General features: G+C 66.8%; 24 protein-coding genes. 8 read left to right on the plus strand and 16 right to left on the minus strand.

Annotated features, from left to right (window positions below; all coding sequences use genetic code 11):
• Positions 1-163: 163 nt before the first annotated feature.
• Together J7495_RS07010 and J7495_RS07015 are read right to left on the minus strand one after the other, a co-directional pair.
• Positions 164-1121, minus strand: a protein-coding gene (locus J7495_RS07010) for an IS630 family transposase (RefSeq protein ID WP_294055716.1) whose coding sequence is annotated in 2 segments (ribosomal slippage) — positions 164-769 and positions 771-1121 — 957 coding nt in all. Because the reading frame shifts where the segments join, the coding sequence is not laid out codon by codon here.
• 263 nt (positions 1122-1384) lie between these two features.
• Positions 1385-1957, minus strand: coding sequence for a site-specific integrase (locus J7495_RS07015; protein WP_294055718.1), 573 nt, complete (start codon positions 1955-1957; stop codon positions 1385-1387).
• Positions 1958-2186: 229 nt separating this feature from the next.
• Here J7495_RS07015 and J7495_RS07020 point away from each other — a divergent pair, with 229 nt between their 5' ends.
• Both J7495_RS07020 and J7495_RS07025 read left to right on the plus strand, forming a co-directional pair.
• Entirely contained in the window at positions 2187-2357 is a 171-nt protein-coding gene (locus J7495_RS07020; protein WP_294055720.1) for a hypothetical protein, read from the plus strand.
• A 5-nt stretch (positions 2358-2362) separates the two neighbouring features.
• A complete protein-coding gene (locus J7495_RS07025; protein ID WP_294055722.1) occupies positions 2363-2695 on the plus strand; it encodes a hypothetical protein in 333 nt (110 codons plus the stop codon).
• Here J7495_RS07025 and J7495_RS07030 read toward each other — a convergent pair.
• The 4 genes from J7495_RS07030 to J7495_RS07045 all read right to left on the minus strand — a co-directional run bounded on the left by J7495_RS07030 (position 2692) and on the right by J7495_RS07045 (position 7872).
• On the minus strand, positions 2692-3453 hold the full coding sequence (locus tag J7495_RS07030; RefSeq protein WP_294055723.1) for a hypothetical protein: 762 nt from the start codon (positions 3451-3453) through the stop codon (positions 2692-2694). The two genes, J7495_RS07025 and J7495_RS07030, sit on opposite strands and share 4 nt — an antisense overlap.
• Positions 3454-3964: 511 nt before the next feature.
• Positions 3965-4177 (minus strand): hypothetical protein, encoded by a 213-nt coding sequence (locus J7495_RS07035; RefSeq protein WP_294055725.1) that lies wholly within the window; start codon positions 4175-4177, stop codon positions 3965-3967.
• Between the two features lie 317 nt (positions 4178-4494).
• Entirely contained in the window at positions 4495-5781 is a 1287-nt protein-coding gene (locus tag J7495_RS07040) for a PEPxxWA-CTERM sorting domain-containing protein (protein WP_294055727.1), read from the minus strand.
• Positions 5782-6312: 531 nt separating this feature from the next.
• Positions 6313-7872 carry a tyrosine-type recombinase/integrase gene (locus J7495_RS07045; protein ID WP_294055729.1) on the minus strand — a complete coding sequence of 520 codons (1560 nt, stop codon included), beginning with the start codon at positions 7870-7872 and terminating at the stop codon, positions 6313-6315.
• 324 nt (positions 7873-8196) lie between these two features.
• Here J7495_RS07045 and J7495_RS07050 point away from each other — a divergent pair, with 324 nt between their 5' ends.
• The 4 genes from J7495_RS07050 (at position 8197) to J7495_RS07065 (ending at position 11297) form a co-directional block, all read left to right on the plus strand.
• A complete protein-coding gene (locus tag J7495_RS07050; RefSeq protein WP_294055731.1) occupies positions 8197-8961 on the plus strand; it encodes an SDR family oxidoreductase in 765 nt (254 codons plus the stop codon).
• A 142-nt stretch (positions 8962-9103) separates the two neighbouring features.
• Positions 9104-10138 (plus strand): COX15/CtaA family protein, encoded by a 1035-nt coding sequence (locus J7495_RS07055; RefSeq protein WP_294055733.1) that lies wholly within the window; start codon positions 9104-9106, stop codon positions 10136-10138.
• Positions 10135-10452, plus strand: a complete 318-nt coding sequence (gene cutA, locus J7495_RS07060; protein ID WP_294055734.1) for a divalent-cation tolerance protein CutA — start codon at positions 10135-10137, stop codon at positions 10450-10452. The genes J7495_RS07055 and cutA overlap by 4 nt, the downstream gene beginning before the upstream one ends.
• Positions 10449-11297 carry a hypothetical protein gene (locus J7495_RS07065; protein WP_294055736.1) on the plus strand — a complete coding sequence of 283 codons (849 nt, stop codon included), beginning with the start codon at positions 10449-10451 and terminating at the stop codon, positions 11295-11297. Before cutA ends, J7495_RS07065 begins: the two co-directional genes overlap by 4 nt.
• On the opposite strand, the gene J7495_RS07070 is transcribed toward J7495_RS07065, so the two are convergent.
• The 10 genes from J7495_RS07070 to rpsU all read right to left on the minus strand — a co-directional run bounded on the left by J7495_RS07070 (position 11294) and on the right by rpsU (position 22161).
• Positions 11294-12739, minus strand: a complete 1446-nt coding sequence (locus J7495_RS07070) for an O-antigen ligase family protein (RefSeq protein ID WP_294055738.1) — start codon at positions 12737-12739, stop codon at positions 11294-11296. The genes J7495_RS07065 and J7495_RS07070 overlap by 4 nt on opposite strands.
• Complete coding sequence (locus tag J7495_RS07075; protein WP_294055740.1) at positions 12739-13956, minus strand: hypothetical protein; 1218 nt, start codon at positions 13954-13956, stop codon at positions 12739-12741. Before J7495_RS07075 ends, J7495_RS07070 begins: the two co-directional genes overlap by 1 nt.
• Positions 13956-16187: a polysaccharide biosynthesis tyrosine autokinase gene (locus J7495_RS07080; RefSeq protein ID WP_294055742.1), complete on the minus strand. Its 2232-nt coding sequence runs from the start codon at positions 16185-16187 to the stop codon at positions 13956-13958. The genes J7495_RS07075 and J7495_RS07080 overlap by 1 nt, the downstream gene beginning before the upstream one ends.
• Positions 16188-16233: 46 nt before the next feature.
• Positions 16234-16908, minus strand: coding sequence for a polysaccharide biosynthesis/export family protein (locus tag J7495_RS07085; RefSeq protein ID WP_294055744.1), 675 nt, complete (start codon positions 16906-16908; stop codon positions 16234-16236).
• Between the two features lie 264 nt (positions 16909-17172).
• A complete protein-coding gene (locus tag J7495_RS07090) occupies positions 17173-17601 on the minus strand; it encodes a hypothetical protein (RefSeq protein ID WP_294055746.1) in 429 nt (142 codons plus the stop codon).
• Between the two features lie 97 nt (positions 17602-17698).
• Positions 17699-18484 carry a metallophosphoesterase family protein gene (locus J7495_RS07095; protein WP_294055747.1) on the minus strand — a complete coding sequence of 262 codons (786 nt, stop codon included), beginning with the start codon at positions 18482-18484 and terminating at the stop codon, positions 17699-17701.
• A gap of 12 nt (positions 18485-18496) precedes the next feature.
• Complete coding sequence (locus J7495_RS07100) at positions 18497-19738, minus strand: glycosyltransferase family 4 protein (protein WP_294055749.1); 1242 nt, start codon at positions 19736-19738, stop codon at positions 18497-18499.
• Positions 19739-19751: 13 nt separating this feature from the next.
• Positions 19752-20993, minus strand: a complete 1242-nt coding sequence (locus tag J7495_RS07105; RefSeq protein ID WP_294055751.1) for a sugar transferase — start codon at positions 20991-20993, stop codon at positions 19752-19754.
• Between the two features lie 212 nt (positions 20994-21205).
• A complete protein-coding gene (locus J7495_RS07110; RefSeq protein ID WP_294055753.1) occupies positions 21206-21823 on the minus strand; it encodes an FKBP-type peptidyl-prolyl cis-trans isomerase in 618 nt (205 codons plus the stop codon).
• A 131-nt stretch (positions 21824-21954) separates the two neighbouring features.
• Positions 21955-22161: a 30S ribosomal protein S21 gene (gene rpsU, locus J7495_RS07115; RefSeq protein ID WP_010162663.1), complete on the minus strand. Its 207-nt coding sequence runs from the start codon at positions 22159-22161 to the stop codon at positions 21955-21957.
• Between the two features lie 349 nt (positions 22162-22510).
• Between rpsU and J7495_RS07120 the strand changes: the two genes are divergently transcribed.
• Complete coding sequence (locus tag J7495_RS07120; protein WP_294055755.1) at positions 22511-23236, plus strand: response regulator; 726 nt, start codon at positions 22511-22513, stop codon at positions 23234-23236.
• Positions 23233-24513: an ATP-binding protein gene (locus J7495_RS07125; RefSeq protein WP_294055757.1), complete on the plus strand. Its 1281-nt coding sequence runs from the start codon at positions 23233-23235 to the stop codon at positions 24511-24513. The genes J7495_RS07120 and J7495_RS07125 overlap by 4 nt, the downstream gene beginning before the upstream one ends.
• Positions 24514-24994: the final 481 nt, after the last annotated feature.

Raw genomic sequence — 24994 nt, forward strand, 5'->3', positions numbered from 1 at the left:
CCACATCCGTTGCGAGTTCGCGCTCTTCGTCGCCCATGGCGTTGAAGTAGAAGCGGGTGGATTTGCTGTTGAGAGCGTGGCCGAGCGAGTGGCGTAGCAAGCCCTAGTCGAGCCCGAGGAACGTGGCTTCGACGTCGTAGCGCTAGGCTAGAGCATCGTGCCGTTAATGTGGTGCGTACCCGGTTTTAGAGAAGTAGTTGTGGCATTCGGCTGGTTGGAAGAGGCGGCAGATATCTCCGATGGCAGCGATCAATGCATCAAAGGTTCGTGCTGCGGTCTTTCGCAGGTAGGCCTTGAGCTTGGCGAAGGCCATTTCGATTGGGTTGAGATCGGGGGAGTATTGGGGAAGGAAGAGCATCCATGCGCCCCGCGCCCGGACGGCTGCTTCAGCCCTGGCGCTTTTGTGAACCGACAGGTTGTCGAGGATCACGATGTCACCGGGTGCCAGTGTGGGCGCGAGTTGCGTTTCGATGTAGATATTGAAGGCTTGGCGATCCATTGCGCCGGGGATCACCCAAGGCGCCGTAAGTCCGTCCTGACGCAGGCCGGCGATGAAGGTCTGGGTGCCCCACTTGCCGAACGGCGCGCTCGCTTTGAGGCGTTTCCCATGCCGCGCTCGCCCGCGCAGGCGGGTCATCTTGGTATTGACCGAGGTCTCGTCGATGAACACCAGGCGCCCCGGATCGCGGCGCATATGAGGCTGTCGATCGTCGATCCAGATCTTGCGTCGTTCGGCCACGTCAGCGCGTGCGCATTCCGACGCCATCAGCTGTTTTTTTATATGTGAACCCGACCCGGCAAAGCAGCTTCGAGAGCGAGGCTCGAGCCGCCGTTACCCCTCGCTCGGCGTGCAGCCGCACCGCCAACTCGGGCATCGCGATGTCCGGCTCGGCTTCCACCACCGCGACCAGATAATCCAGATGCTCAACCAGCGGACCCTTCCCCGCTGGACGTCCCTGTTTGCGCGGCTTTGCGCTTCCCTCTTCCGCCGCCTGCGCGACCCACCGGATCGCCGAACTTGCGCTTACCGAAAAACGCTCCACTGCCGCGCGCCGTGAGCTCCCCGCCGCTACCGCCTCGACCACTCGAACACGCAAATCATTCGATCGACATTCACCCATGATCCACCTCCAACGAGGTTGAATCACAATCGCGATCCCCTGGGAATCCTTCGATTCACAAAATCGACCCGCCGCTCTAGGTCATGCCCTGCGCGTCACCTCCGCCCCCGCCATGCGATGAGGAGCATGAGGGGTGAGAGGAAGAGGTCGAGGAGGGCCAGGGGGAAGTCGAGAGTTTGGAGGAGCGCTTTGGGGATGGCTCCCCGGCGCATTTCGCCAGGAGCCAGGAAGTAGCGGGCTATTCGTCGATGACGGCGCATCGGTTACCGCTCCTTCCACATGCGGCGGACGAGCGCGCGTTCTTCGTCGCCGAGGGCGGCGGTGTAGATATAGGTCGATTTCGGCTCCGCGTGCCCGAGCCAGCGCCCGACCGACGACTCCGCCATTTTGCAGCCGATGGCGTGTACGCCGAAATGATGGCGCAGGCCTTTCGGCGTCGCCTGCGGGCCATCGATGCCCGCCGCATCCATCAGCGCCTTGATGCGCCGCCAGCCGGTCGAGCGCGACCAGGGGAACAGCCGCTCGTCCAGCGCGCGGTGCTTCGCCAGCTCGGCCAGCTCGCGCAGGAAAGGCGCGGGCAGTGGGACGGCCCGGTGCACCAGCTTGCGGCGTTTCAACGTGCGGAACACGACGCGCGCCAGTTCGGTATCGAGCAGGCGCGGCGTGAGCGCTAGCCCCTCGCTGACACGGCAGCCGGTATAATACAGCAGATGGCAAAACAGCCGCGTTTCGCGATCGGCACGGGCGGCGGCGGCCAGTAGGCGCTTCGCCTCCCGGGCATGCAGGTATTTGCGCTGCCCGTTGATGTCGAGAAGCTGTGCGCCGTCCGTGATCATCGATATCCGCCCGTGGCTGAAACAGAATGGGCTATTCTGTTGCAACCCCTCGGCCCAAAAAATGAGGCGCGCTGCGGGTTTCCGGCAGAGCGGCGAAAGATCGGATGATGAGATGCTATCGGCATAACTACCGACAATCTTAGAGCTTTCTTAGCCGCTGCCCGCAACAGAATAGCCCATACTGTAGCATTCCCGACCGGATTTCATGAAGCGGTGGGGGATTTTTGCCATGGCTTATGTCTACACGGTGCAGACGAACAAGGGCACCTATGACGTTACGGTTCAGCAGCATCACGACCACATGTCTGCGGGCGATTTCGAGCGGGCGCTGGTGGCCGCGCTGCTCACATTCGGCTCGGGCTTCGTGCTGCATCGCTATTCCTTCAAGGGAAGGCTGTGACGGCGGTGCGCAAGGCGGCGCTGGCCACTGTCGCGTTGATCGCCGCAACGGGCTGCGCCGCGCAGGCAAGCGCGGCGGCTCCGGATAGCGCCGCCGAGAAGGCGTACACGCTGACGCTGATGTGCTCGGCGGTCGCCGCGCATTATCAGGATAAGGCCGCAGGCGTGCGGGCCCTGGAAGCGGCCCGCAAAATCGCGGCGTCGCTGCACTATGGCAACGCACGCTTGGCCGCGGATATTTCGGGAACGGCAGAGGCACTCGGCATTGAGACGCGCACGGACCCGGGCGCGATGGAGCGCCATCGGGCAAGCTGCCGAGGGCTCGGATTGGCGAGTTAGCCGCGTCGGACCTCGCCGCCTTTCGACGTCTGATTCTCGGCGAGGCCGTGGCCGGATGATTCAGCGGCGGCGGGAGACGAAACGCCCGCCGCTTTCAATACGGCCAGCACATCGCCCAGATCGTCCGGCTTCTCCGGAGAAGCTTGCCCGTCAGCTTTCGGACCCGCCGCTGGCGACACCACACCGGCAGTTTGGAGTTCGGCCTCGCGGCGCTTGATGTCTTCCAAACGAGACGCATAGGCGGGACTTGTATCGGCGCCGTGTGCGCCAGCGTCGCGTAATTGGGCCTCCGCCAATTTCAGCGCGCGTGCCGTGCCCTCCGGCGTTCCCTCCGCCATCGCGGCGTCGATCGCGCGTCGGTTGGCTTCCTCGCGTTTGCGGTAAGCCTCGCGGTCCTCGTCGGACGCGAAGCGGAGATACGGGTCGAAATCCTTCATGCCGTCCATGACGGCGCGGACGGTGTCGCGGGCGCGGGCGCTAGCGGTCGTCAGTGCGTCCGGCGCATCGGTGGCGCTCGATGACGCGGCCTGCTTCGCCTCGTTGGCGATGGTGGCTGCGGCAGCGAGGATCTCGGCGCGCATCCCGGCGAGCGCGGATGGGCTCGCGGTGGCGACACTGCGTTGGAGCGCGAGCAGGTCGTTGAGGCTCAATTCGCCGCGGGCGATGCCGACGCTATCGGTGCCCGTGCGGAGCCTGGCGACGGCGGCTTCCAGCTCGAACTGCGCAGCGACGAGGCGGCCGAGCAATTCGGCCCGCAAGCTCGCTTGCGGATCATCCGCCCCGGGCGGATGATCCCCTGAAACTGTCGTTTTGCCCGCTATAGACTTCCCCTGCGCGCGTGCGTGAACCTTCCCGCAGTATAGCGCGCAATCGCTAAGATATGGTTAATTTTCCCCTAACGGCGGCGTCGAGCGGCATCGCCGGTCGTGGGCTGGCGGGTTCCCTCCACTGCCGCGCGCTGGCTCGCACGGGGGATCTCGGGCGTTTTGGCCGACCGCACCGGCCGGGCAAGGCGACGTGCTTCCATTCGTGCAGCATCGTCCCGCGTGGCGGCGCGTGTCACGCGGCCTGTGCCCGTCCGGCTGGGGCGGTCGGCCTGAGCTTCCTCGTTCCTCGAGCAATCCAGCGCGAGGCAAGGGAGGGAGGAAACCATGACCCAGCTTCACGACCTGGCGATGCTGATCGACGCGCTCGCGGCGCTCATTCTCGCGATTGCGCATCTCGTCGCGGCGAGCCAGCGGCCCCCGTAGGGACCGCCGGGGCGGAGGTTCACGCCTCCGCCTTCGCCGGGCGCTCGGTGATGCGGCGCATCACGGTGCGGCCGCCGAGCGGGATCGCGGCGCAGCTGAGCGAGAAGCCGTTGCCGTCGCGGTTGGGCCAGGCGGCGCCGATCGGCGTCCAGAAGGCGGATTTGCCCTCGCCGGTGACGAGGTAGATGCGGTGGGTCGGCCTGATGCCGGGAAGTTTGCGGTGCGTAGCCATGATCTGCTCCTTTGCGTTCCGCCGCCGGACCACCCAGCGGCTTCATGGGGAGCAAAGAGGCCGGGCCATGGAGCCGGGGGTCACACCCCGCCCGCCGCCGAGCATAGCGCGGGCGGATGCGCCCGAAGGGAGCGGAGCTGCACAAGCGCCAGCGCGGAAGCGAGCTGGGTTTACCCGAGGCGGGCCCGGCCTAAGGCTCACCCCATACAGAAGCGGCGGGTGATGTGGTGGTGGATGCGGAGAGCGCGCGATCAAGGGCAGTAAGCGGGTGATAAGTCACAAGGAGCAAATGCGAATCTCCACAAACCTCGCGGAGGCTATTGTTGCAAACAACCGCTATGGCATCTGACCGAAACTGTGCGCCGTGGCCGCCGCCGCATCGCGTAACCGATTAAACCGAAGCCGAGGGAGAGCATGGTCCAAGTAGCGGGCTCAGGTACGGCGGTTGCGAAGTATTTGCCCGAAAGTAGGGTCACACCCCCAACGCCCCGGAGTTGGACGTCAGGATGTGCGTTAAGGATCGCTACCCCACCCGCCGCGTCGTCGGTCGAGAAGTTGCTTTTCCAGGCAAATTCGAACAGCTTGGAACCCAGTGAGCCGTCGGTGTTGACGCCAACTAAAGCTGTCTGGAAATAGCTATAGCAGAAGTTCTTGGCGAGCGCCCCTCCCAGGCACGGTACATTTGGTTGATCGGCGAACTCGAGCGTCTTCCCGTCAGCCGAGATGTGCCCTGCGAGATTGTAGCCATTATCTGAGAACGAATTGAACGAATCATAATAGTAAGGATAGGCGTTCAAGCCTGAATTGTACGAATATCCGCCTGGTATCGGATCGAAAAAGGGCGGAGACTGATGCGCCGCCAATAGAATTGCGGGTAACGCCAAGGGGTCGGCAGAGATCAATGTCTGCTGCCAATTGAAATGGTCAAATCCAAGAGAACGTGCGGCCTCGGACAAACTGAGGCCGTTCCCAGGCGAAAATTTTGCAGAGATGATGCTGCCTTCATTGAACAAGCTAACTCGACCCGCATAGATCGAGGCAGGATCAAAGTCGGACTCGCCGGTCGGGGTCTCCGCCACAACGATAGCGGGGGCGTAAGCACCGCCCAATGACACGAACTGACCTGGCAAGTTAGAATACAGAAAGAGTGACGAGGCAGAGAAACTCGACAGCGAATTGCTCGCAGGAAGCGCCGTGAAAGACACGTTGCTTTGGTCGGTCGGCGTTAGAGTGACCCTCCAGCCTACGCCGGGTGTTGAAGAATCCCAGCCAAAAAGGTTGTAAACCACTGTGCTACCCTGGCCAGGAATATTGAAGCGGTCTTCGTCAATCTGCATGTGGGAAAATTGATACGAGCCCGCACCGATCCTCACATCGCTCGACATCGCGCCGTCCCAAAACGAACTCCCGACGGTAGCACTACCCCCAATAAACGGCAGGTCCGGGCTGTAGGCGAAATTGACGCTTATAGGGGTGCCTTGAGCATAGGTAGACCCACCGTAATCCTGCCGACCTGTCATTGTAACGGTAGTAACTTGCGCGCCAGCAGGCGAAGAGATGCCGAACCCGATCACGAAACTTAGCGCCATGATTGCTCGTTTCATGAGCGAATCTCCCCAATTTTTTATCGATGCTCCCATAGCAAAAAATGAACGTCAACCGTGCGGTCTGAATTGAATTTATCACCGGCCTTCTGCGCTAGAATGATTTCTACTTGCGCTATCGCCCAAATCTCCGATGCGGCAGCAACGAATAATCACTGCCTTCGACGCAGGTGATAGCAACTTGCTACTCCCAAAAAATCTCACGTCTTTGGCCGCTTGCGATCGACACGACGTAGGTGGTGAGAGAGCTTTAGCATGACCGCCCGTCGGCCCGGCATTTTGATCCCGCCGAGTAGCCCGTGCCAGACGTGGGATTGAAAGGCCTTGCCCCATTTCCTCTTTCATCGCCACGGCGGAGGAAGCGGGGCGGCGGAAGACGCGGGCCTGAGGGCGCACCCGACCGGGCGCGCCTTTTTCCCATGCCCGCTTGGCCGGTTCCGCGAGCAAGAGCACCACGGTGCGTCGCGAACCCGGCAGGAACGCAAGCCCCAAGTGCATCGGCCGTCGAGCTCGACGGCTGGTCGATGCGGGCTAGCGTTTCGAACGGCGAGGCTTTTTCGGCTCCTGCCTCGCCTGGGCGGCGCGCGCCAGCTTGGCGTCCGCCTCCTCTGCGGCAGCCTGCGCGTCGAGCGCGATATTCTCGGTGTCCCAGCCGTTGATGCCCATCAGCACGCGCTCGGCGTAGGACACCGTGTTCACATGGCCGTAGTGATCCTGGATCACCTTGACCGAGGTCCCCATCTGATCGGCCAGCAGCAGCGAATCCACTCCTTCCTGCAAGCGCATCGTCGCGTAGGTGTGGCGGAAGCTGTAGATGGAGCGAGCGGTGCCGCCGCTGCCGCGGCGCAGCTTAGTGACCTCCAGCAGATCGTCTACCAGATGCTCGTAGAGCGATTGATTGGGCTTTCCGTCGATGGTGGTGAACACCCGATCCTCTGGCTTGGGCTCCTCGTCGTACTCCGGCAGCGGCCTTCCGGCTGCTTTCTCGGCCTTCTTCTTGAGCGCGATCTTGGCCTGCCCGCGCACGCGGTTGAGGTAATCGCCGACGCTCTTTGCCGCCACCAGCTTGCGCGCCTTGCCCTTGCCGCGCACCGAGAGCACGACGATCTCGCGCCCCTCGCGGTCCTTCGCCGGTTCGATGTCCTGCCAGCACAGGTTCTTCAATTCGGAAGGCCGCATGCCGGTGTTACAGGCGATCAGGATCATGTTGTAGGTCATGGTGCGGTACCATTGGGCGACCGCGTTGTTCGTGACCTCCTGATCCTTGCCTTCCTCGTCCTTCTTGATGCTGACCCGAATCCACTTGCGGCCCTTGGTATGCAGCGCCCGGTACTCCTCGCGCGTGAACTCGTCGCGACGCATGCGTCGGAGCTTCGGCCGCCGGTCGAAGCGCTGGCTGACCGGCGCATAGCGCTTCTTGATGGCGTAGTTCATCACCGCGCCGAACACCGCCATCTCGAAGCCGATCGTCGCGTCGCTGATATAGGGCAGCGGCTTCTCCAGCTTCTTCTGCACCGCCGCTTCGAACTCCGCGGCCGACAGCTTCTTCGGGCGCACGCGGCGCGCCGCCATCCGCTTCACCTTCGCCGCTTCGTCCTGCTCCACCAGCTTGACCGCCAGCTCGCGCGAAACGGTGCGCGTGCCGTTGCGCTCGCTGGCACCTTCGCCGTGCTCGCGCCGCCACGCCGGATAGTCGCCCCACGAGTCGTCCCCGATCAGATGCACCTGAATGGAGCCGACATACGCCTCCAGCGGCCCGTCGAGGATCGCCTGGATCTTCTTCGGCCGCGCCTGGCTGATCTGCTGATGCTGGGCGCGGGTTTTCTGAACGTCGAGATATTCCTGCGCCACGTCGCGGAAGGGCCGGTTGAACACCGCGATGTCGTTATTCACCTTCGCCTTCACATCGGCGAAGAGCTCATACGCCCGCTCCTCCGCTGTCTCGACGTCGAGCGTTTTCAGCGCCAGGATTTTGTAACGTCGCTGATTGGGGATTTTCACCCGGCAATGCCACTCGCGGTGCTGCAAATCGCCGCGGCGGAAGAGGATGAGGCCGCGCTTCAGCTCCCGCTTGTCCGTGATGAACGCCATATCCGCCTCGCTTCGTGCAACATCCGTGTACATCGCCGACGTAAGTGGTTGATTTTGCGATGTCGTGTCACAACCGTACAGCAAGATATAGCAAAAATTATCGTTTATTACTAGTTATTTGATAGATTACTATCATCCCGGCGAAAGCCGGGACCCAGGGCCGCGAGCCACATCGCTTGCTGCCCTGGGTCCCGGCTTTCGCCGGGATGACGGAAAGAGGGAAAGGCGCTGCGCCCTCATTCACTCACTATCGCACAAGTGAATATTGACGCCCCGCGCGACCCCGCCGATAGCGCCTCCGCGTCCACAGCCGGAGACCCCACCATGTCCCTTCTCCCCCCGCCCGACTTCCGCCTCGACGGCAAGCGCGCGCTCGTCACCGGGGCGGGGCGCGGGATCGGCGCGGCGGGGGCAGCGGTGTTCGCCCAGGCGGGCGCCGCGGTCACGCTCTGCGCGCGGACGCTGAGCGAAGTCGAAGCCAATGCCGCGGAGCTCCGCGAAGCCGGCTTCAAGGCCGACGCCTTCGCGCTCGACGTGCTCGACACCGTGACGATGCAGCGCGAGATCGCCGCGCGCGGCCCGTTCGACATCCTGCTCAACAACGCCGGCGCCAACCGCATCCGCCCGATCACCGACGTGACCGAGGAGGATTACGACGCCGTCCTCGACCTCAACCTGCGCGCCGCGCTGTTCGTCGCTCAGGCGGTGGCGAAGGGTCTCCTCGCCGCGGGCCGGCCGGGTTCGATCATCAACGTCTCCTCCCAGATGGGCCATATCGGCGGCCCCGGGCGCTCGCTCTACAGCGCGTCGAAGTTCGCGCTCGAGGGGCTCACCAAATGCATGGCGATCGACCTCGCCCCACACGGCATCCGCGTGAACACGATCTGCCCGACCTTCATCGAGACCGCGCTCACTCGCCCGATCCTCGACACGCCGGGCACGCGCGAGCGCGTCCTGAGCCGCATCCAGTTCGGCCGACTGGGGCAGATGGAGGAGCTCACCGGCCCGCTGCTGCTCCTCGCCGCGGACGCGTCCTCGCTGATGACCGGCAGCGCGCTGATGGTCGACGGGGGGTGGACGGCGGGGTGAGGCGTTTCGCCCCCTTGCCAAACCCCACCCCGCCTGCTTCCCTCCCCCTCATGTCCGGCAATCCGAACGACTTCATCCCCGTGGAGCCCCGGCCGGCCCCGCTTCGCTGGCCTTTCCATCGCCGCCGCCCTACAGCCGCGGCATGCTCCAGATGACCACGCTGCCGCTCACTGCCCGCCCTCGCCTGCTTGCAAACTGGCTGTTCGTCGTCGCGGCGATGATCGTCGCGATGGTGGTGATCGGCGGCATCACGCGCCTCACCGAGAGCGGCCTCTCGATCACGGAGTGGAAGCCGATCAGCGGTGCCATCCCGCCGCTCACCGAGGCGCAGTGGCAGGCCGAGTTCGACCACTACAAGCAGATCGGCCAATATGAGCAGCTCAACCGCGGGATGACGCTCGCCGGGTTCAAGGCGATCTTCTTCTGGGAGTACGTCCACCGGCTGCTCGGCCGGCTGATCGGCATGGTCTTCGCGCTGCCGCTCCTCTGGTTCGCGGTGAAGCGGCAGATCCCGCGCGGCTATGGCTGGCGGCTCGTCGCGCTGCTCGCGCTGGGCGGGCTGCAGGGCGCGTTCGGCTGGTGGATGGTCAAGTCGGGCCTCAACCATGTCCGCACCTCGGTCAGCCACCTCTGGCTCGCCGCGCACCTGATGACCGCGCTGTTCACGCTCGGCGGCGTGATCTGGACGGCGCTCGACCTGCTCGCGATCGCGCGCAACCCCGCCGCGAGGCCCGCCCGGCTCACCGGCTTCGGCATCGCCGCGCTCGCGGTGCTCGGCGTCCAGCTCTTCTACGGCGCGCTCGTCGCCGGGCTCGACGCGGGGCTGGTGACCAACCAATGGCCGCTGATGAACGGCGCCTTCTTCCCGGGCACCACCCAGGTCGGGCGCTCCTTCCTCGATGCGATCTTCGACGATCCGCAGATCGTCCACTTCATCCACCGCTGGTGGGCCTGGGCGGTGGTCGGCGTGCTCGTGCTACTCGCGCGCCGGGTCAAGCGCGCCGATCGCCGCGCCTCGATCGCGATCCACAGCGCCTTCGGCACGCAGGTGCTGCTTGGCATCGCCACGGTGATGGCGGGAATGCCGATCTGGCTCGCCGCGCTCCACCAGTTCACCGGCGCGATGCTGCTCTGTGCGACCGTCTGGGGCGTCCATCTGCTCGGCCGGCGCGGATGAACGAGACGGCGCTGCTCTACGCCACCTTCGCCTCGGCGGAGGATGCCGAGCGCGTCGCAGAAACCGTGCTGGGCGAGCGTCTCGCGGCCTGCGTCAACATCCTCGCGCCCTGCACCTCGGTCTACCGCTGGCAGGGCGCGATCGAGCGCGCGACCGAAGTCCCCGCGCTGTTCAAGACCCGCCCGATGCTCGCCCGGCGCCTGCACGAGCGGATCGCCGAGCTTCACCCCTATGACCTGCCGGTGATCGAGCGCTGGACGGTGGAGACGGACGGCCCGGTGCTCGACTGGGTCGCGGTGGAAACCGGCCGTTGATCTTCCTCGCGCCTCTGCTGATCCAGGCAGAGGCCGAGCCGGCCCGCTTCCTGCCCCCGCTTGCCGTGCCTTTCCGCGTCGTTACCGAGCGCGACCAGCAGGGCGTCTCCGGCCATTATCGCTTCCGGGTCGAGCGCCTCGTCCGCTTCGCGCGCGATGGGCTCGGCTACCGCGCCGAGCTTCGCGTCACGGCGGTGGAGGGCGAAGGCAGCGAAGACGTCTCGACCATGTTCGAGGCGAGCTACTCCGGCCTGACCGGCCGCACGCTCGTCCTGCGCCTCGATGCCGCGGGCAAGGTCATCGCGATCGACGACCGCGAGGCGGTGTGGGCCGCGGTCTGCGACAGCGTCGGCCGGATCTTCGCGCTGCGCACGCACAAGAGTGCCGAGGAGCGCGCGCTGCTCGCCCGGCGCATCGCCGAGCCGCTGCGCAGCCTGCCGCCCGAGCGCCAGCTCCGCGTGCTCGGCTCGATCCTCGACGCGATGATCGCGCACGAGCCCGGCGAGGCGATCGGCACGCGCCAGGTCCGCGTCCCCGGCGATTCGCCGTTCGGGGGCAAGCTGTCGCTGACAGGCACCCGCACCGTCGCGCCGATCCCGCTGGGCCGGCGGATCAGCGTCGAAGCGTCGGGTGACGCGGCGCTCCCTGCCGCCAACGGTTCGCAGCCGCCATCGGGCCATGTCGTCCTGGCGATCCTGCGCGATTTCGACACCGCCACCGGCCTGCTCACCGCGTCGAGCGAGACCGTGACCAGCCAGCTCGACCAGCCCGGCATCTCCCCGACTGTCCGCATCGCCACGACACGGGTCGAGCGGCTCGACCCCGCTGCCTGGCCGGCGGACTAGGCGGTCAGGTGCCGCGCGCCGCTCGGCTTCTCCGAAGCGATGGCGGCGGTCTGCCGGGGCGTCCGCGCCATCAGCCCGAGGCACAGCGCGAAGGGCACCGCGATCGCGGATGTCCGCAACGGATAGTCGACCAGGCTATGGAGCAGCACCACGACCACCGCCACGCTCGCCGCGCAGGCGATGGGGTCGCGCCCGCCCTTCGCGGTCCACAGCTTCCAGAATCGCGTCGCCACCCAGAAGAGCAGCCCGGCGAGCAGCAATAGCCCTGGGATACCCGCCTCGACCGCGAGCTCGATCAGGTCGGAGTGCGCATGGTTCGCATAGACCGCGCCCACCGTCGCCGGATCCTCGAACTGGCGGAACACGCCCGCGAAGGAGCCGAAGCCCGCGCCGAAGGGCAGCATCGCCGTCACGGCGCCCTTCGAGAGCTGCCAGATGTGCGGCCGGCTCATGCCGTCGGATCCAAAGCTCGTGCTGCCGAAATCGGTGATCGAGGGGCTGAACAGGATGACCGCGACGGCGGCCAGGATCACCAGCCCGCTCGCGACGAGCAGCCAGAGCTGCGCGCGCGGCGGCAGCGCCGGCTGGAAGACGAAGAAGGCACCGGCCAGGGCCGCCGGCACGAGCAGCAGTCCTGCGAGCGATCCTGCCGCCAGCAGCCCCAGCAGCGCGAGCAGCGCCACCGCCGGCGCCGCCACCCAGGCGATGGTTGCGCGTCCGGCTTCATCGTTGCGCACGCGCGCGCGCACCGCCACGGCGGCGACCAGCGGGATCACGATCAGCGTCAGCGTCGCCAGATGGTTGGCGTTGGAGAAGAAGCCCACCGCGCTGCCATAGTTGGTGACCGCGTAGAAATAGAGCGGCGATTCCTGCCCCGCGGAGAGCTGCCCCATGCCGACGAGCACCGAGGCGACCGCTGCGGCGAACAGCGCCCACAGCGCTGCCTGCACGGCCTCCCGGCCCACGCGCAGCACCAGCACGAGCGCGGCGATCGGCGGCAGCATCGCCGTCACCCCTGCCAGCGTCCGGGCGGGATCGAGCGACAGCGGCATCCATGGCAGCGGCGTCACGCCGATCACCGTCAGGCCCTGCGCCACATGCGCGCGGCCGGGCAGGACCGACCATAAGGCGGGCGGCAGCGGCAGGAGCTGGATCAGCATCAGCGCGAGCGCCGCAAGCGCGAACATCAGCGGCACGCGCTCACCGCGGCGCTCGGGCAGCCAGTCGACCGTCACCACGCCCCAGGCGATCACCGCCAGGGCCAGGAACTGGAGCACGGCATTGCCGAGGAAGCCTCCGGCGCTCGCACCGCCGAGCAGCACCGCGAGCAGCACGAAGCCCGCCGCGACCGTCTGCTCGATCGTCACGCCCAGCTCGAAGCTCTTCTTCTGCGTCTTGCTGCTGCGGCTCCGCCCGCTCCTGCTCCCGCTCGCCCGCGCCATTACTTCGTCGCCTTCTCGATCTTCACCTGACGGACATAGCCGCCGACCCGCACGGGAAATTCGGAGGAGGTGCCCATCAGCATCACCGCCTGGGCGGTGCAGTCGGCGCCCACCGTGAAGGTCGTGGCGACGCCGCGGAGATCGATCGCATTGGGCAGCGCCAGGTTGGCGATCACATTGCCCTTCGGCAGGCAAGCGATCTGCCAGGAGACCGACGCGGGCGTGTCCGATTCGCGCTCCTGGTCGAGCTTGGAGAAGCTCGTCAGCCGATATTGGCCCGGCGGGATCAGCGCCACCTGCCTGGCGAGCGCGATGTTCGCTTCGGGCGAATAATCGAAGCGCAGGCCGTGGCTCGGTTCGATCGCCGCAGTGCCGTCGCCCTCGGTCGGCATCTGCCAATTGAACGGCAGCGCACCTGGGCTGCCGGTGAAGCCGCCGTCGTAAAGATAGGCGATCTTGCCGAGCGCTTCCTGCGGCAGCCACCCGAGCCACGCGGTGTAGGCGCGATCGAAGTCGCCCTTGGCGACCATCGCCTGCAGCAGGGCGCCCTGCTGCTGCACCGCGGGCGCCTTGCCAGAGGCGGCACGCGCCGCGTCGATCGCGTTGAACACGATGCTGGGCTCGACCTGCGCCGCGACGAGCTTTTCGTAGTAATAGTCGCGCCACGTGCTCGCGCCGGGCAGCGCTGCGCGGATCAGCGGCCAGCTCGCCGGCACCTTCGTCAGCCGCACGAGCATCGGCACGGTCTGCTGGTTGTTGTCGGGATCGAGGTCGATCGCGCGCAGCACGCCTGCGGTCGCGCGCTCCACTCGGTTGCCGCGGGCATCATCGTCGATCTGCCAATAGCGCGCCGGCAGGAAACGCGGGTCGCGCCGCACCGCGAGGCCGACCAGTGCGGCGCCGCTTCGCCGGTCGCCCTCCGCCGCGCGCGAGGCACCCAGCAGGAAATAGGGATCCGCCGAGAGCGGGTCGCGCACCGCCGCCCCGCGCACGAGCGCGCGCGTCGCGGGGGGGAGCGGCTTGCCGGTGCCCGCCGCCATCGCCTGGCTGATCCGCAGACGTTCCTGCTGGGTCTGCCCGCCGAAGAGCCGTGCGAGCCGATCGTTGCCTTGAACGTCGAGCGCATGCGCGGCGACCTGCGCAATCGTGGGCACTCCGGCGAGCACGAGCAGCGCGGCTGCGCCCAACCGGACCCAACGCCCGCTTCTGGCCGGCATCAACGCGTCTCGAGCGAGATCAGACGAGCCGAATTCTCCTTGCCGCCCTCGCCATAGCCATAGCCGTACCCATAGCCGTACCCGTAGCCGTAGCCGGCCTTGGCGGCGTCGAACTTGGTGATCACGGCGCCGATCATATGCGCGCCCGCGATGCGCAGGCGGCCGAGCGCGCGCAGGATCGCCGGACGGCGGACGCGACCGGCCTGGACCACGAACACCGTCACGTCGCAGATCGAGGAGAGCACCGGCGCATCCGCCAGGCCCAGGATCGGCGGCGAGTCCACCACGATCAGGTCGAACGACGCCTCGGCCTCGCGCAGCACCGAGCGGAAACGGTCGCCCGCCAGCAGTTCGGCCGCGTTCGGCGGGATCGGGCCGCTCGGCATCATGAACAGATTCTCGATCGACGTGCCGACGACGTGCGCCGCGACCGTGTCGTGCGAGGCGAGCAGCGAGGACAGGCCCTTCTCGCCTTCGAGGTCCGACTTGAAGGTCGGCTTGCGCATGTCGCCGTCGATCAGCAGCACCGTATAGCCGATGCGCGCGAAGCTGCGCGCGATCGCGAAGCTCGAGTTCGACTTGCCCTCCGAGGCCTGGGTGCTGGTCACGAGCAGCGACTTGGGCAGGCCGCCCGCGGTTGCGAACTGGATCGCGGTCCGGATCGCGAAATAGGCCTCGGATTGCGGCGACTTGGGATCGAGCAACGCGTCGGCGACGGTGCCGTCCTTGGCTACCGTCGGCACCACGCCCAGCAGCGTGAGGCCCAGCCGGTCCTTGATGTCGTCGGGGTTCTTGATCGTGTCGTCGATGAATTCGATGCCGAACGCCAGCGCGACGCCGATCAGCACGCCGATCACCAGCGCGAACGACAGGTTGGTGCTCATGCTCGGACGGAAGGGCCCGCCGGGCACTTCGGCGCGGTCGACGATCGAGACCAGGTTGCTGCCCACGCCGCCGGCCACGCTGACTTCCTTGAAGCGCTGGAGCAGGCCCTCGTACATGGTGCGATTGGTGTCCACCTCCCGCTGCAGGATCGTGTACTGGATGCCGCGGTTGCGCAGGTCGATCATCTGCGTCTTGAGCTGGTCGACCTTGGCGGAAAGCTGCTGCTCACGGCCCAGCGCGGCGCGATAGGCAGCGCTCATCTGGCCGGTGACGGCGCCCGAGACCTGCTTCTCCTGTGCGGTGAGTTGGCTGCGAACCGCGTCGATCTGTCCCTTGAGGCTCACCATCTCGGGATAGTCGGGCTTAAACAGGCTCAGCTTTTCCTGATATTGCGCCTGAAGCACGTTGAGCTGTTGACGCAGCCCGACGAGCGCGGCGTCGCGCTGCGTCTGGATCTGCGCTTCCGCGCCGCTGGCCTGTTTGTAGCTTTGCTCGAGCTGGATCCGCTGGTTCTGCGCCTCGGTCAGCGCCTGGCTGAGCGAGAGCAGGTTGGCGCTGTCGAGCGACTGTTCCCTCGAGCCGCGATCGCTGCCGCCCACGTCCGAATCGACCGTGACGATATGATGCTCGGCTGCATAGGCGACCAGCGCGCGTTCGGATTTCTCGAGCGCCGCCTTCACCGTCGAGATTCGACGCTCGAGGAACTGGCGGGCAAAGGCCGTCGCGTCATATTTGCGCTCGAGGTTCGAAGCGATGAATCCCTCGGCGTAGGCATTGGGGATCTGCGCGGCGAGCTGCGGCGACTTGCTTTCATATTGGATGGTGATCAGGCGGCTGCCGGGCACCGGCGTGATGCTCACGCCGCCCGCGACCACCGCCGCCGCGATCTTCTCGCGCACGTTGCGCGGCGCGTTCTGCGGCACCACCGCCGGGTTGCCGGCGAGATTGAGGCTGCGCGCGACGCGCTCGGCCAGCGCGCGGCTGCGCAACAGGCCATATTGGGTCGCGAGATACTGCGGGTCGCGATAGGTCTGGTAGGAGTCGCTGCCGCGGTCCTCGTTGACCACGCGCTGCTCGTTGAGCGCGACTTCGATCTGCGACTGGGAACGATACATCTTGGTGGTCATCATCGTCGTGACCACGCCGATGATCGCGCAGACCGCGATGCTCGCCAGGATAAGCAGGCGCCACTTGTAGAGAATCCGCCAGATCTCGTGCGGGCTGATGCCGCTGTGTCCCTCTTCCTTCGAAGTCGCGACCGCACGGCGCAGATAATCGTTGCTCGCATCGGCGAGCCAGCCGCTCTGGGTCTTGGAGGCCGGGACCAGTGGAGTGTCTTCGTTCATATGTCAGCTACCAGAAGCGAGGGGGGGGACGCGCGGTTCAGGCGGGTCAGAACGGAGAGAAGAGCGCAGCGAGCGGGATCGACGAGACCACGTCCTTGAAGCGCGAGCGCCAGCGGTCGCCGTCGACGATGATGATGTCGTCGCCATAGATCACCGGATCGGGATTCAGGCCGCGGCGGATGTCGGTCAGGTCGAAGGCGGCAGCCATGCGCTGGCCGTCGATCGTGCGGAACACCACCACCCGGCGCGGATTCGCCGTATCGGAAGTCCCCTTCGCCATTGCGACCGCCTGCATCAGCGTCGTCGGTCCGTCGATCGAGAACACGCCGCCGCTCGTGACTGCCCCGTCCACCGTGATGCGCAGCCGCGGCGAGGCCTTCACCGATACCTGCACCTCGGGCGATTGGAGATATTTCTCGCCCAGCCGCTGGCGCAGGTCCGCGGCGACTTCGAGCGTCGTCTTGCCCATCACCGGCACCGGGCCGAGCAGCGGCATGATGATGCTGCCATTGGCTTCCACTTGCATGTCGCCGGAAAGCGTCGGAACCCGGAAGACGCTGATCGTCAGCACGTCTCGCGCGCCGACGTGATAATCCTGGTTGAGGTCGGCCGCGGTCGGCACGGAGGGCGCGCCAAAGTTCCGGACGCCATAGGGGACCGGCCCGCCGCGCGAAGCGCATCCCGTGAGCGTCACCGCCGCGGCGATGATCGCGGCCCACATCGCAAGGCGGCCTCGCACTCCCGGGCGGCCAGCGTCAACACTCATTACGTCACCCTCTCGTTCACCGCGCGAACCCAGCGCGGAAGGCACCACGCTCACCCTTGGATCGAATCGCGCCGGCCATGGCGTTTCAAAAGCGCGCACCTCGCCTCGGCAAGTCACCGCCGCCAAAGCCTTATCCGCGTTCGCCGGCGCAGGTCTACCGAAAACGAAAAAAGGCCGGGGGATACCCGGCCTTTTTATTCCGATCTCGCGATCGAGAGCTTACGGGCTCGCCGGCTTCTTCTTGCCGTCGGCCGCGATGATCGCACCGGTGATGACGGCGGCCAGCGCAAGAAGCGCGACCAGCCAGCCAGCGCCGCTGAGCGAGCTGGTATCTTCCATCTGGTAGCCGGCACGGGCCAGCTGGAGCGACTTGACGCTGCTCGAGCAGGCATCGCTCGAGATCGTCACGCTCGAAGCCGCCGGGACGTCGAGCGAGCAGCCGTTGAGAGCCAGCTTCGCACCCGCATCACGCGTCACGACGCGATCACCAGCCGTCAGCGACGAAGCGCCCGAGACGGTCACAACCTTGCCGTCCCGCACGACCATGTAGCCGGCCGAATCTGCAGCGCCCTGCGCCTGCGCAGCGGCGATAGGCGCGAGCGCCATACCAATCGCGGCACCGAACGAAATGAAGTTGGTCAGCTTCATGTTCTTCCCCTTGTACTAATCTTATTCCGGCCCACCAACATGCAGCCCGTGACTGCCGGTTCGCTCCTGAGTCCTCTCGCCGAAACAACCCGCCAAGTCAACTCGTTTTCGCCGCTTCGCTATGGCTTTCGACTGCTAAAAATGACTTAAAAGCGCCTTCCACGAACAGAGCCGTCAACGGCCCACCCATATACGCACCAGTGTCGATTCCGATCCGCCCCGGCGCCTCGTCCGGCATTTTACTGATCGTGTGGCCATGCACCACGATCAGGCCGTCGTCCCGGACGGCATCGAGGAAGTCGGCGCGAATCCAGCGAAGATCCTGAGTTTTCTGCCGTTCCAGCGGGATTCCGGGGCGGATTCCGGCATGGACGAACAGATAGTCGCCGAAGCGGAAGCTGTCCGCGAACTGTTGCACGAACGCCACATCCTCGGGCGGAATGTGCGCGCGCAGCAATTCCGCCGCCTGCTCGGCCGAAAGCGACGCCAGCTTGCCCACCGGCACGCCATAGCTCTGCGCGCATTCGAATCCGCCATGCGTCATCCAGTCGGTCACCAGCCAGGGCTCGTCGCCGAGCACGCGGAGCATCATCTCCTCGTGATTGCCGAGCAGGAAAACCGGGAGCAGCCGCCCCCATTCGCGCGTGCGCAAGCGATTGATCACGCCCGCCGAATCGGGGCCGCGGTCGATCAGGTCGCCGAGCAGCACGATCCAGGTCTTCGCCGGCGAGCGCGACCGTTCGACCGCGTCGATCCGGTCGAGCATCGCATCGAGCAGGTCGAGCCGGCCGTGGATGTCGCCGATCGCATAGCAGCGTGCGCCCGGCGCTCCCTGGGGCGGTTGATCCGCACGGTTGCGGCGGGATTTGAAGATGTTCAACATTTGCTTGGCCGATTATTGCTGCGGTGCGGCACCAGCGGCAAGCCCGCCGCTCGCGACTGCGGCGAAAAGCCCATGGAATCGGGCCATTGCCTGCGCCTGGCCGTACCGTTCTTCGATCATCTCTCTCGCATGACGGCCCATACGCGCACAAGCCGCGCGATCGCCGGCGAGGCGTGCGATCAGCGCGGCGAGCCCTTCGCCGTCCCCCGGCGCGACCACTTCGCCGCAGCCGTGTGCGGTGAGCAGCCGGGCGATCTCCCCGCGTTGATGCGTCACGGCGATTACCGGCCGGCCCGCTGCGGCGATGCCGAAGAACTTGCTCGGCACGATCAGCCCCTCGAAGGGCTCGCGCAGCGACAGCCAGTGGACGTCGCCGGCGCCCAGCGACTGGGCGAGCCGTTCGCGCGGCTGATAGGGCTGGAAGGCGATGTTCTTGCCCGCCCGCGCGCGCACGCCGTCGAGGTGGTGCCCGCCGCCGACGAAGAGGAAACGGATGTCGTCGCGCCCCTCGAGCCGCGCCGCCGCGTCGAGCAAGGTCTCGGCCTCGTGCGCGCGCCCCAAATTGCCCGAATAGGCGACGACGAACTGCTCGGGACCATAGCCCCATTCGCGGCGCAGCGGGTTCGCCTCGTGCACGAGCGGCGCGATGTCGGTGTCGCCCGACCAGTTCTGGATCACCGCGATGCTCGCGCCGGGCACGCCGCGCGACGTGACGCGCTCGGCCATCAGTTCGCCCACCGCGACGTTCGCCGCGGCCCTTCGCAGCGACCAGTCGCGCAAGCCCGCCACCAGCGCGCCCCCTGCCCCGTCGGCCCAGCGGATCCCCATCGCCGCGGCGACTTCCGGGTAGAGGTCCTGCAGCCAGTTCACCAGCCGCGCGCCCTTGATCCAGGCGACCAGCGCCGCGGGCACCGAGACGAGCGGAGGATCGGTCTTGGCGATCAGCACGTCGCCGCGCTTCACGAGTCGCAGCATCGCCCACAAGGCGCTGGGATAGAAGGAAAGATAGTCGCTCAGCCGCCCGAGGATCGTCCCCCGCCCGAATCGGGTCGTCGCGACCCGGCGCACGCGCACGCCGTCGAGCGGTTCCTCGCGCGGCAGCACCGCGGCGGGGTCGTCGTAGCGCATCCGGCTCGTGATCACCGTCACCTCGAAGCCGCGCGCGACGAGGTAGCGGCACAGGTCGGTGAGGATCTGCGCGGTCGCCGAATGGTCCGGGGCGTAGAAGCGATTGACGAAGATCAGGCGCGGCATGGGTGTAGGCGGTTCACCGCCATCCGAAGCCCAGCAGCACGGTGCGCACCGTGCGGATGATGATCACGATGTCGAGCCAGGCCGAGAAGTTCTTGATGTAGTAGAAGTCGTACTGGAGCTTCTCGTTCGCGTCGGCGAGCTCGGAGACATGGCCCTGGTTCACCTGCGCCCAGCCGGTGAGGCCCGGGCGCACGATGTGGCGATAGGAATAGAAGGGCAGTTCGCGCTCGTACCAGTCGGAAAGCGGCATCGCCTCGGGGCGCGGGCCGATGAAACTCATCTCGCCGCGCGCGATGTTGAACACCTGGGGCAGTTCGTCGAGCCTGGTGCGGCGCAGGAAGCGGCCGACCCTCGTGATCCGCGAATCGTCATGGAGCGTCACCGCGTCGTTGCGAGCCTCCTCGGGATCCTCGCACGGCAGCCGATCGGTCATCGTGCGGAACTTGAGCATCGTGAACGGACGCCGTCGATACCCCATCCGCACCTGACGGAAGATCACCGGCCCGCCCGAATCGATCCGCACCGCGATCGCGATCACCGGCAGCACCACGATCAGCACCGGCAACAGCGCGACGCACGCCGCGAGATCTCCCAGCCGCTTCACCTTGTCATAGGCGAAGTTGGGAACCAGCGAACCGAGGTTGTTCTCGGAGAGATGCTCGATCCGTACGCGCCCGGTGAGGGATTCGTGGAGCTGCTTGGTGTGGTAGACCGCATGGCCCTTGAGCGCGGCCTCGGCGAGCATTCGCTCCCACGCCGAATCATGATCCCAGTGGAGATTGGCGACGATCGTCGCGCCGCGCTCCTCGGGCGGCAGCGGCTGGCGCAGCGTCACCCACTCGAAGCGCGGCGCGTCGCGGATCAGGTCGTCGATCCCGCCCGGCACGACGTAGAAGCGCGCCACGCCTCGCCGCTCGATCACCAGCGCGAGCAGGAAAGTGAACACCACCGAGGCGAGGAAGCCCACCAGCAGCATCGATCCCGAATATTCGAGGCGCGTGAAGAACAGCACCGCGATCGCCAGCCCATAGGTCGAGACGAACACCGGCAGGATATAGGCGAACGCCATCGTGCCCGGATAGGCGGTCATGCGGCGGTAGATGATCAGCGCCGCCAGCGCTGCGGTGACCGAGCCGATCGCGCTGTTCTGCGAAGTGTTCGCGCTCAGCAGGATGTCGAAATGGCTGAGGAAGAAGGGCGCCAGCCCGCCGACCACCAGGATCGCGACGATCTGGAACCGCAACGACTGGAACATGCGCCGCGATTGGTTGACGTGCATGTAGGGCGTCACCAACGGACCTTACCCCCTTCGTTCTGCGCGTCCCTGATGCGCACCAATCGTCCTAGCAGCCCTATACGCGTACCTGAACCACTCAGATCAAGATTCGTTCCGCATTGCGGAACAAATGCCTGGGGCTTTGCGTCGAATCCTCTTCGCCCCCGCCGCAGCGAAGCGGCGAGCGCGACTTACGGCTGGCCCTGCGGCGCTCCGCCCGGAGTCGGCGCGCCCGGTTCCGCGCCCTGCGGAGGCTGCTGTTGCATCTGCTGCATTTGCTGCATCTGCTGGATTTGCGCGGCGGTCACCAGGTCGTCCATGCTGATGTCGAAGATCAACACGGCGTCCTTGAGCTCCGGGGGCGCCATCGGCGTCGCGCCGAAGGCGATGTTCGCCGGCAACCACACGCGATAGACCGAGCCCTTGCTCATCAGCTTCACCGCTTCGGTGAAGCCCGCGATCATCGGCTGCGCGCCGATCTGGTAGCGCAGCGGGCCCTTGGGCTGGAAGATCTCGCCGTCACGCTTCTTGCCTTCGATCGTCAGTGATACGCCGTCGCCGTCGACCGCATTGGCGCCGGTGCCCTGCTTGAGCACCTGGTACTGGAGGCCCGAAGCCGTGGTGTGGATGCCCGGCTGGGTCTTGTTCCACGACAGGAACTGCTCGTTGGTGCCCTTCGCCGCGACCACCGCGCGCGTGCCCACCCAGGCCAGCCCGAAGGCAGCGGCGACCGCGAGCACCAGCCCGAACCACAGCCAGCGCTTGTACGAGGCCTTGACGGGCTGCAGCGGAACGGCGGTGACGGACATGCTGGGCTCCCGCCGCGGTGCGGCTCATCGAAGGTGAATAAAAGTCGGGCCAAAGACGGCCTTCGCGCGCCTTTGGCCCAACTTTGCCGCCCGATCAATGGGCGGGCGTAATGGCAACTCGAACGACGCGCTCAGCGCGCGCCGTCGCGCTCCATGCGCTTGCGCTCGAGCTTGCGCGCGCGGCGGACCGCGGCCGCGCGCTCGCGGGCGCGCTTCTCGCTCGGCTTCTCATAGTGACGGCGCAGCTTCATCTCGCGGTACACGCCCTCACGCTGCAGCTTCTTCTTGAGCGCGCGAAGGGCCTGGTCGACGTTGTTGTCGCGAACGATGATTTGCATAAAGCCGTCTTTGCTCCGATCTCGAAATCGAGTTGCCGTCGATTCAATAGAATAGGGTTCGCCGGAGCGCGAGCTGCGGCGGAGGGCGGCCCTCTAACAGCAGCCGGCGGCAAATTCAAGCGGTTCTGAGGAGCGCCCCGCGCTTCTTGATTCTGCTTCCCAACCACCGTCATCCCGGCGAAAGCCGGGACCCAGGGCCACGAGCGATGTCCCCTGTAACCCTGGGTCCCGGCTTTCGCCGGGATGACGACTGTGGTGGCTGTTGCAGCCAAACCACACTGGTACCGCATTACACCGGATTGCAGCGCTGAAACGCCCCGGATAGCTTGCGGAAGCAATCGTCTGGACGATGGACGACCTCATCTTGGACTATGAAACTCGCATCCTGATCGTCGACGACGATCCCGGCATTCGCGAACTGACCGCCGCCTTCCTGGCCGATCATGGCTATTGCGTCGACGCCGCCTCGGGCGCGCCCGAGATGCGGACGCTGATGGCGCAGCACGACTATGCGCTGCTCGTGCTCGACGTGATGATGCCCGGCGAGGACGGCCTCAGCATCCTGCGCTCGCTCGACCGCGCGAGCGGCCCCGCCGTCATCTTCCACTCGATCGTCGGCGGCGACATCGACCGGATCGTCGGGCTCGAGCTCGGCGCCGACGACTATGTCGCCAAGCCCGCCAACCCGCGCGAGCTGCTCGCGCGCATCCGCTCGGTGCTCCGCCGTACGCGCAACGCCCCCGCCGCCCCGGCCGACCGCAGCTATCTCCGCTTCGCCGGCTGGCGGCTCGACCCGCTCGGCCGCCAGCTGCTCGATCCCGACGACCTCGTCATCAACCTCTCAGACGGCGAGTTCCGCCTGCTGCTCGCCTTCGTCGAGAACCCGCGCCGCGTGCTCACCCGCGACACGCTGCTCGACATGTCGCGCGGCATCAACGCCGAGCATTTCGACCGCGCGGTCGACGTCCAGCTCAGCCGGCTGCGCAAGAAGCTCGCCCGGCCCGGCGCCGAGGACCTGATCCGCACCGTGCGCAACGAAGGCTATCTCTTCGTCGCCGACGTGACGCGCCGATGAGCCGCGGCTATTCGATCGTCGCGCCGATCGTGCTGCTCGTCGGCGCGTCGGTGGCGTTCACGGCGCTCGCGCTGTTCGCGGTCACCTTCTCGGGCCCGCCGCGCCGGCCGGTGCCGGTGCGCCCGGCGCTCGTCGCCCAGGCGCTCAAGACCGGCGCCGTGCCCGCCTCGCTCGCGACCCGGCTCACCCTGACCGACGGCGCCGTGCTGCCCGAGCCGCGCTATCGCGAGCACGTCAACCCGGCGATGGACGCCGAGATCGCCAGGGCCGCCGGCGGCGGCGAAGTGCACGGCAGCTATTTCGGCCCGCCCTGGATCGGCAGCGAGATGCTGTTCGGCAGCTTCCGCGTCGCGATGCGGCTCCCCGGCGCGGCCCCGCGCTGGCGCGTCGTCGAGACGCCCGAGGAGCCCTGGTTCACCCGCTGGCACGCGATGAACCTCGTCGCGATCCTCAGCCTGATCGTGCTGATGACGTTCATCGCCTGGCGGATCGCGCGCACCATCTCGCACCCGATCGAGCGCCTCGCTGCCGCTGCGGCCGAGACGCGGCTCGGCACCCGCCGCCCGATCCCCGCGGGCGGCCCGCGCGAGGTCCGCGAGCTCGCCGCCGCGATCGCCGCGATGGAGGCGCGCATCCTCGAGGCCGCCGAGGGCCGCACCGCGATGCTCGCCGCGATCGCGCACGATCTCGGCACCCCGCTCGCGCGCCTCGCCTTCCGCGTCGAGAAGCTGCCCGAGGGCGCCCGCGAGCGCGCCGAGGCCGACATCGACGAGATGCGGACGATGCTCAACGACGTGCTCCGCTTCGTCCGCGACGCGCGCGGCGACATGCGCGCGCGCACCGAGCTCGGCAGCCTGATCGAGAGCGTCGCCGACGATCTCCACGCGATCGGCCGCCCGGTCACCGCCAAGGCGGGGCCGCGGCTGGTGATCCTCGCCGACCCCGTCTCGCTGCGCCGCCTGCTCACCAACCTCGCCGACAATGCGGTGCGCTACGGCAAGGCCGCGCGGATCGCCTGGGCAAGCCTGCCGGGCTGGGCCGAAGTCGTCGTCGACGACGACGGGCCCGGCTTCGGCGCCGCGCCCGCCGCGCTGTTCGAGCCCTTCGTCCGCGGCGAGACCTCGCGCAGCCGCGAGACCGGCGGCAGCGGGCTGGGTCTCGCGATCGTCCGCGCCATCGCCGAGACGCATGGCGGCTATGTCACGCTCGAGAACCGGCCCGAGGGCGGCGGCCGCGCTCGCGTGCGCCTGCCGCTGGAGCCCACGGCCGCCGCCTGATACGCGCTGCAACATCGCGACATCGCTCGAAATTCCGCCGTGCGGTTCGGCCCCGATCTCCGGGCCACGGACAGCAAGGAACCGCCGAATTTTGCGAGCGACAATGTCTTCGCCGACGATTCCGCTGCGCAGATCCCGCAGCAGTCCTCCAATCATGTCCGGCTCTGTCTCCGCCGGATATGCCGCCGGCGCCGCGATCAAGATCGTGCGCTGACGGCGACGAGTCTCTCCCCACCATTGTCCGGGGGAGAGAGGCGCGGCACGGGATGGGTCCCTGAATGCCCGTACCGCGTCGGCGAGGGCCTTCTTCTCTCCCCTGGCTGAGGAAGGCCCTCGCCCTTTGTCGCGAGGCTTCGGTGTAGAGGCATCTGCGGTTCGCCCCGACACTCGGTAAACACATCACCACCCCGGCCTTGTGCCGGGGTCCACCCAGCGGCACCGGCCGGACGAGAGGCTCTATTCCAGCCGTTGTCTCCCGGCG

This window comes from Sphingomonas sp., from assembly GCF_017745215.1.
Taxonomy (GTDB): Bacteria; Pseudomonadota; Alphaproteobacteria; order Sphingomonadales; family Sphingomonadaceae; genus Sphingomonas.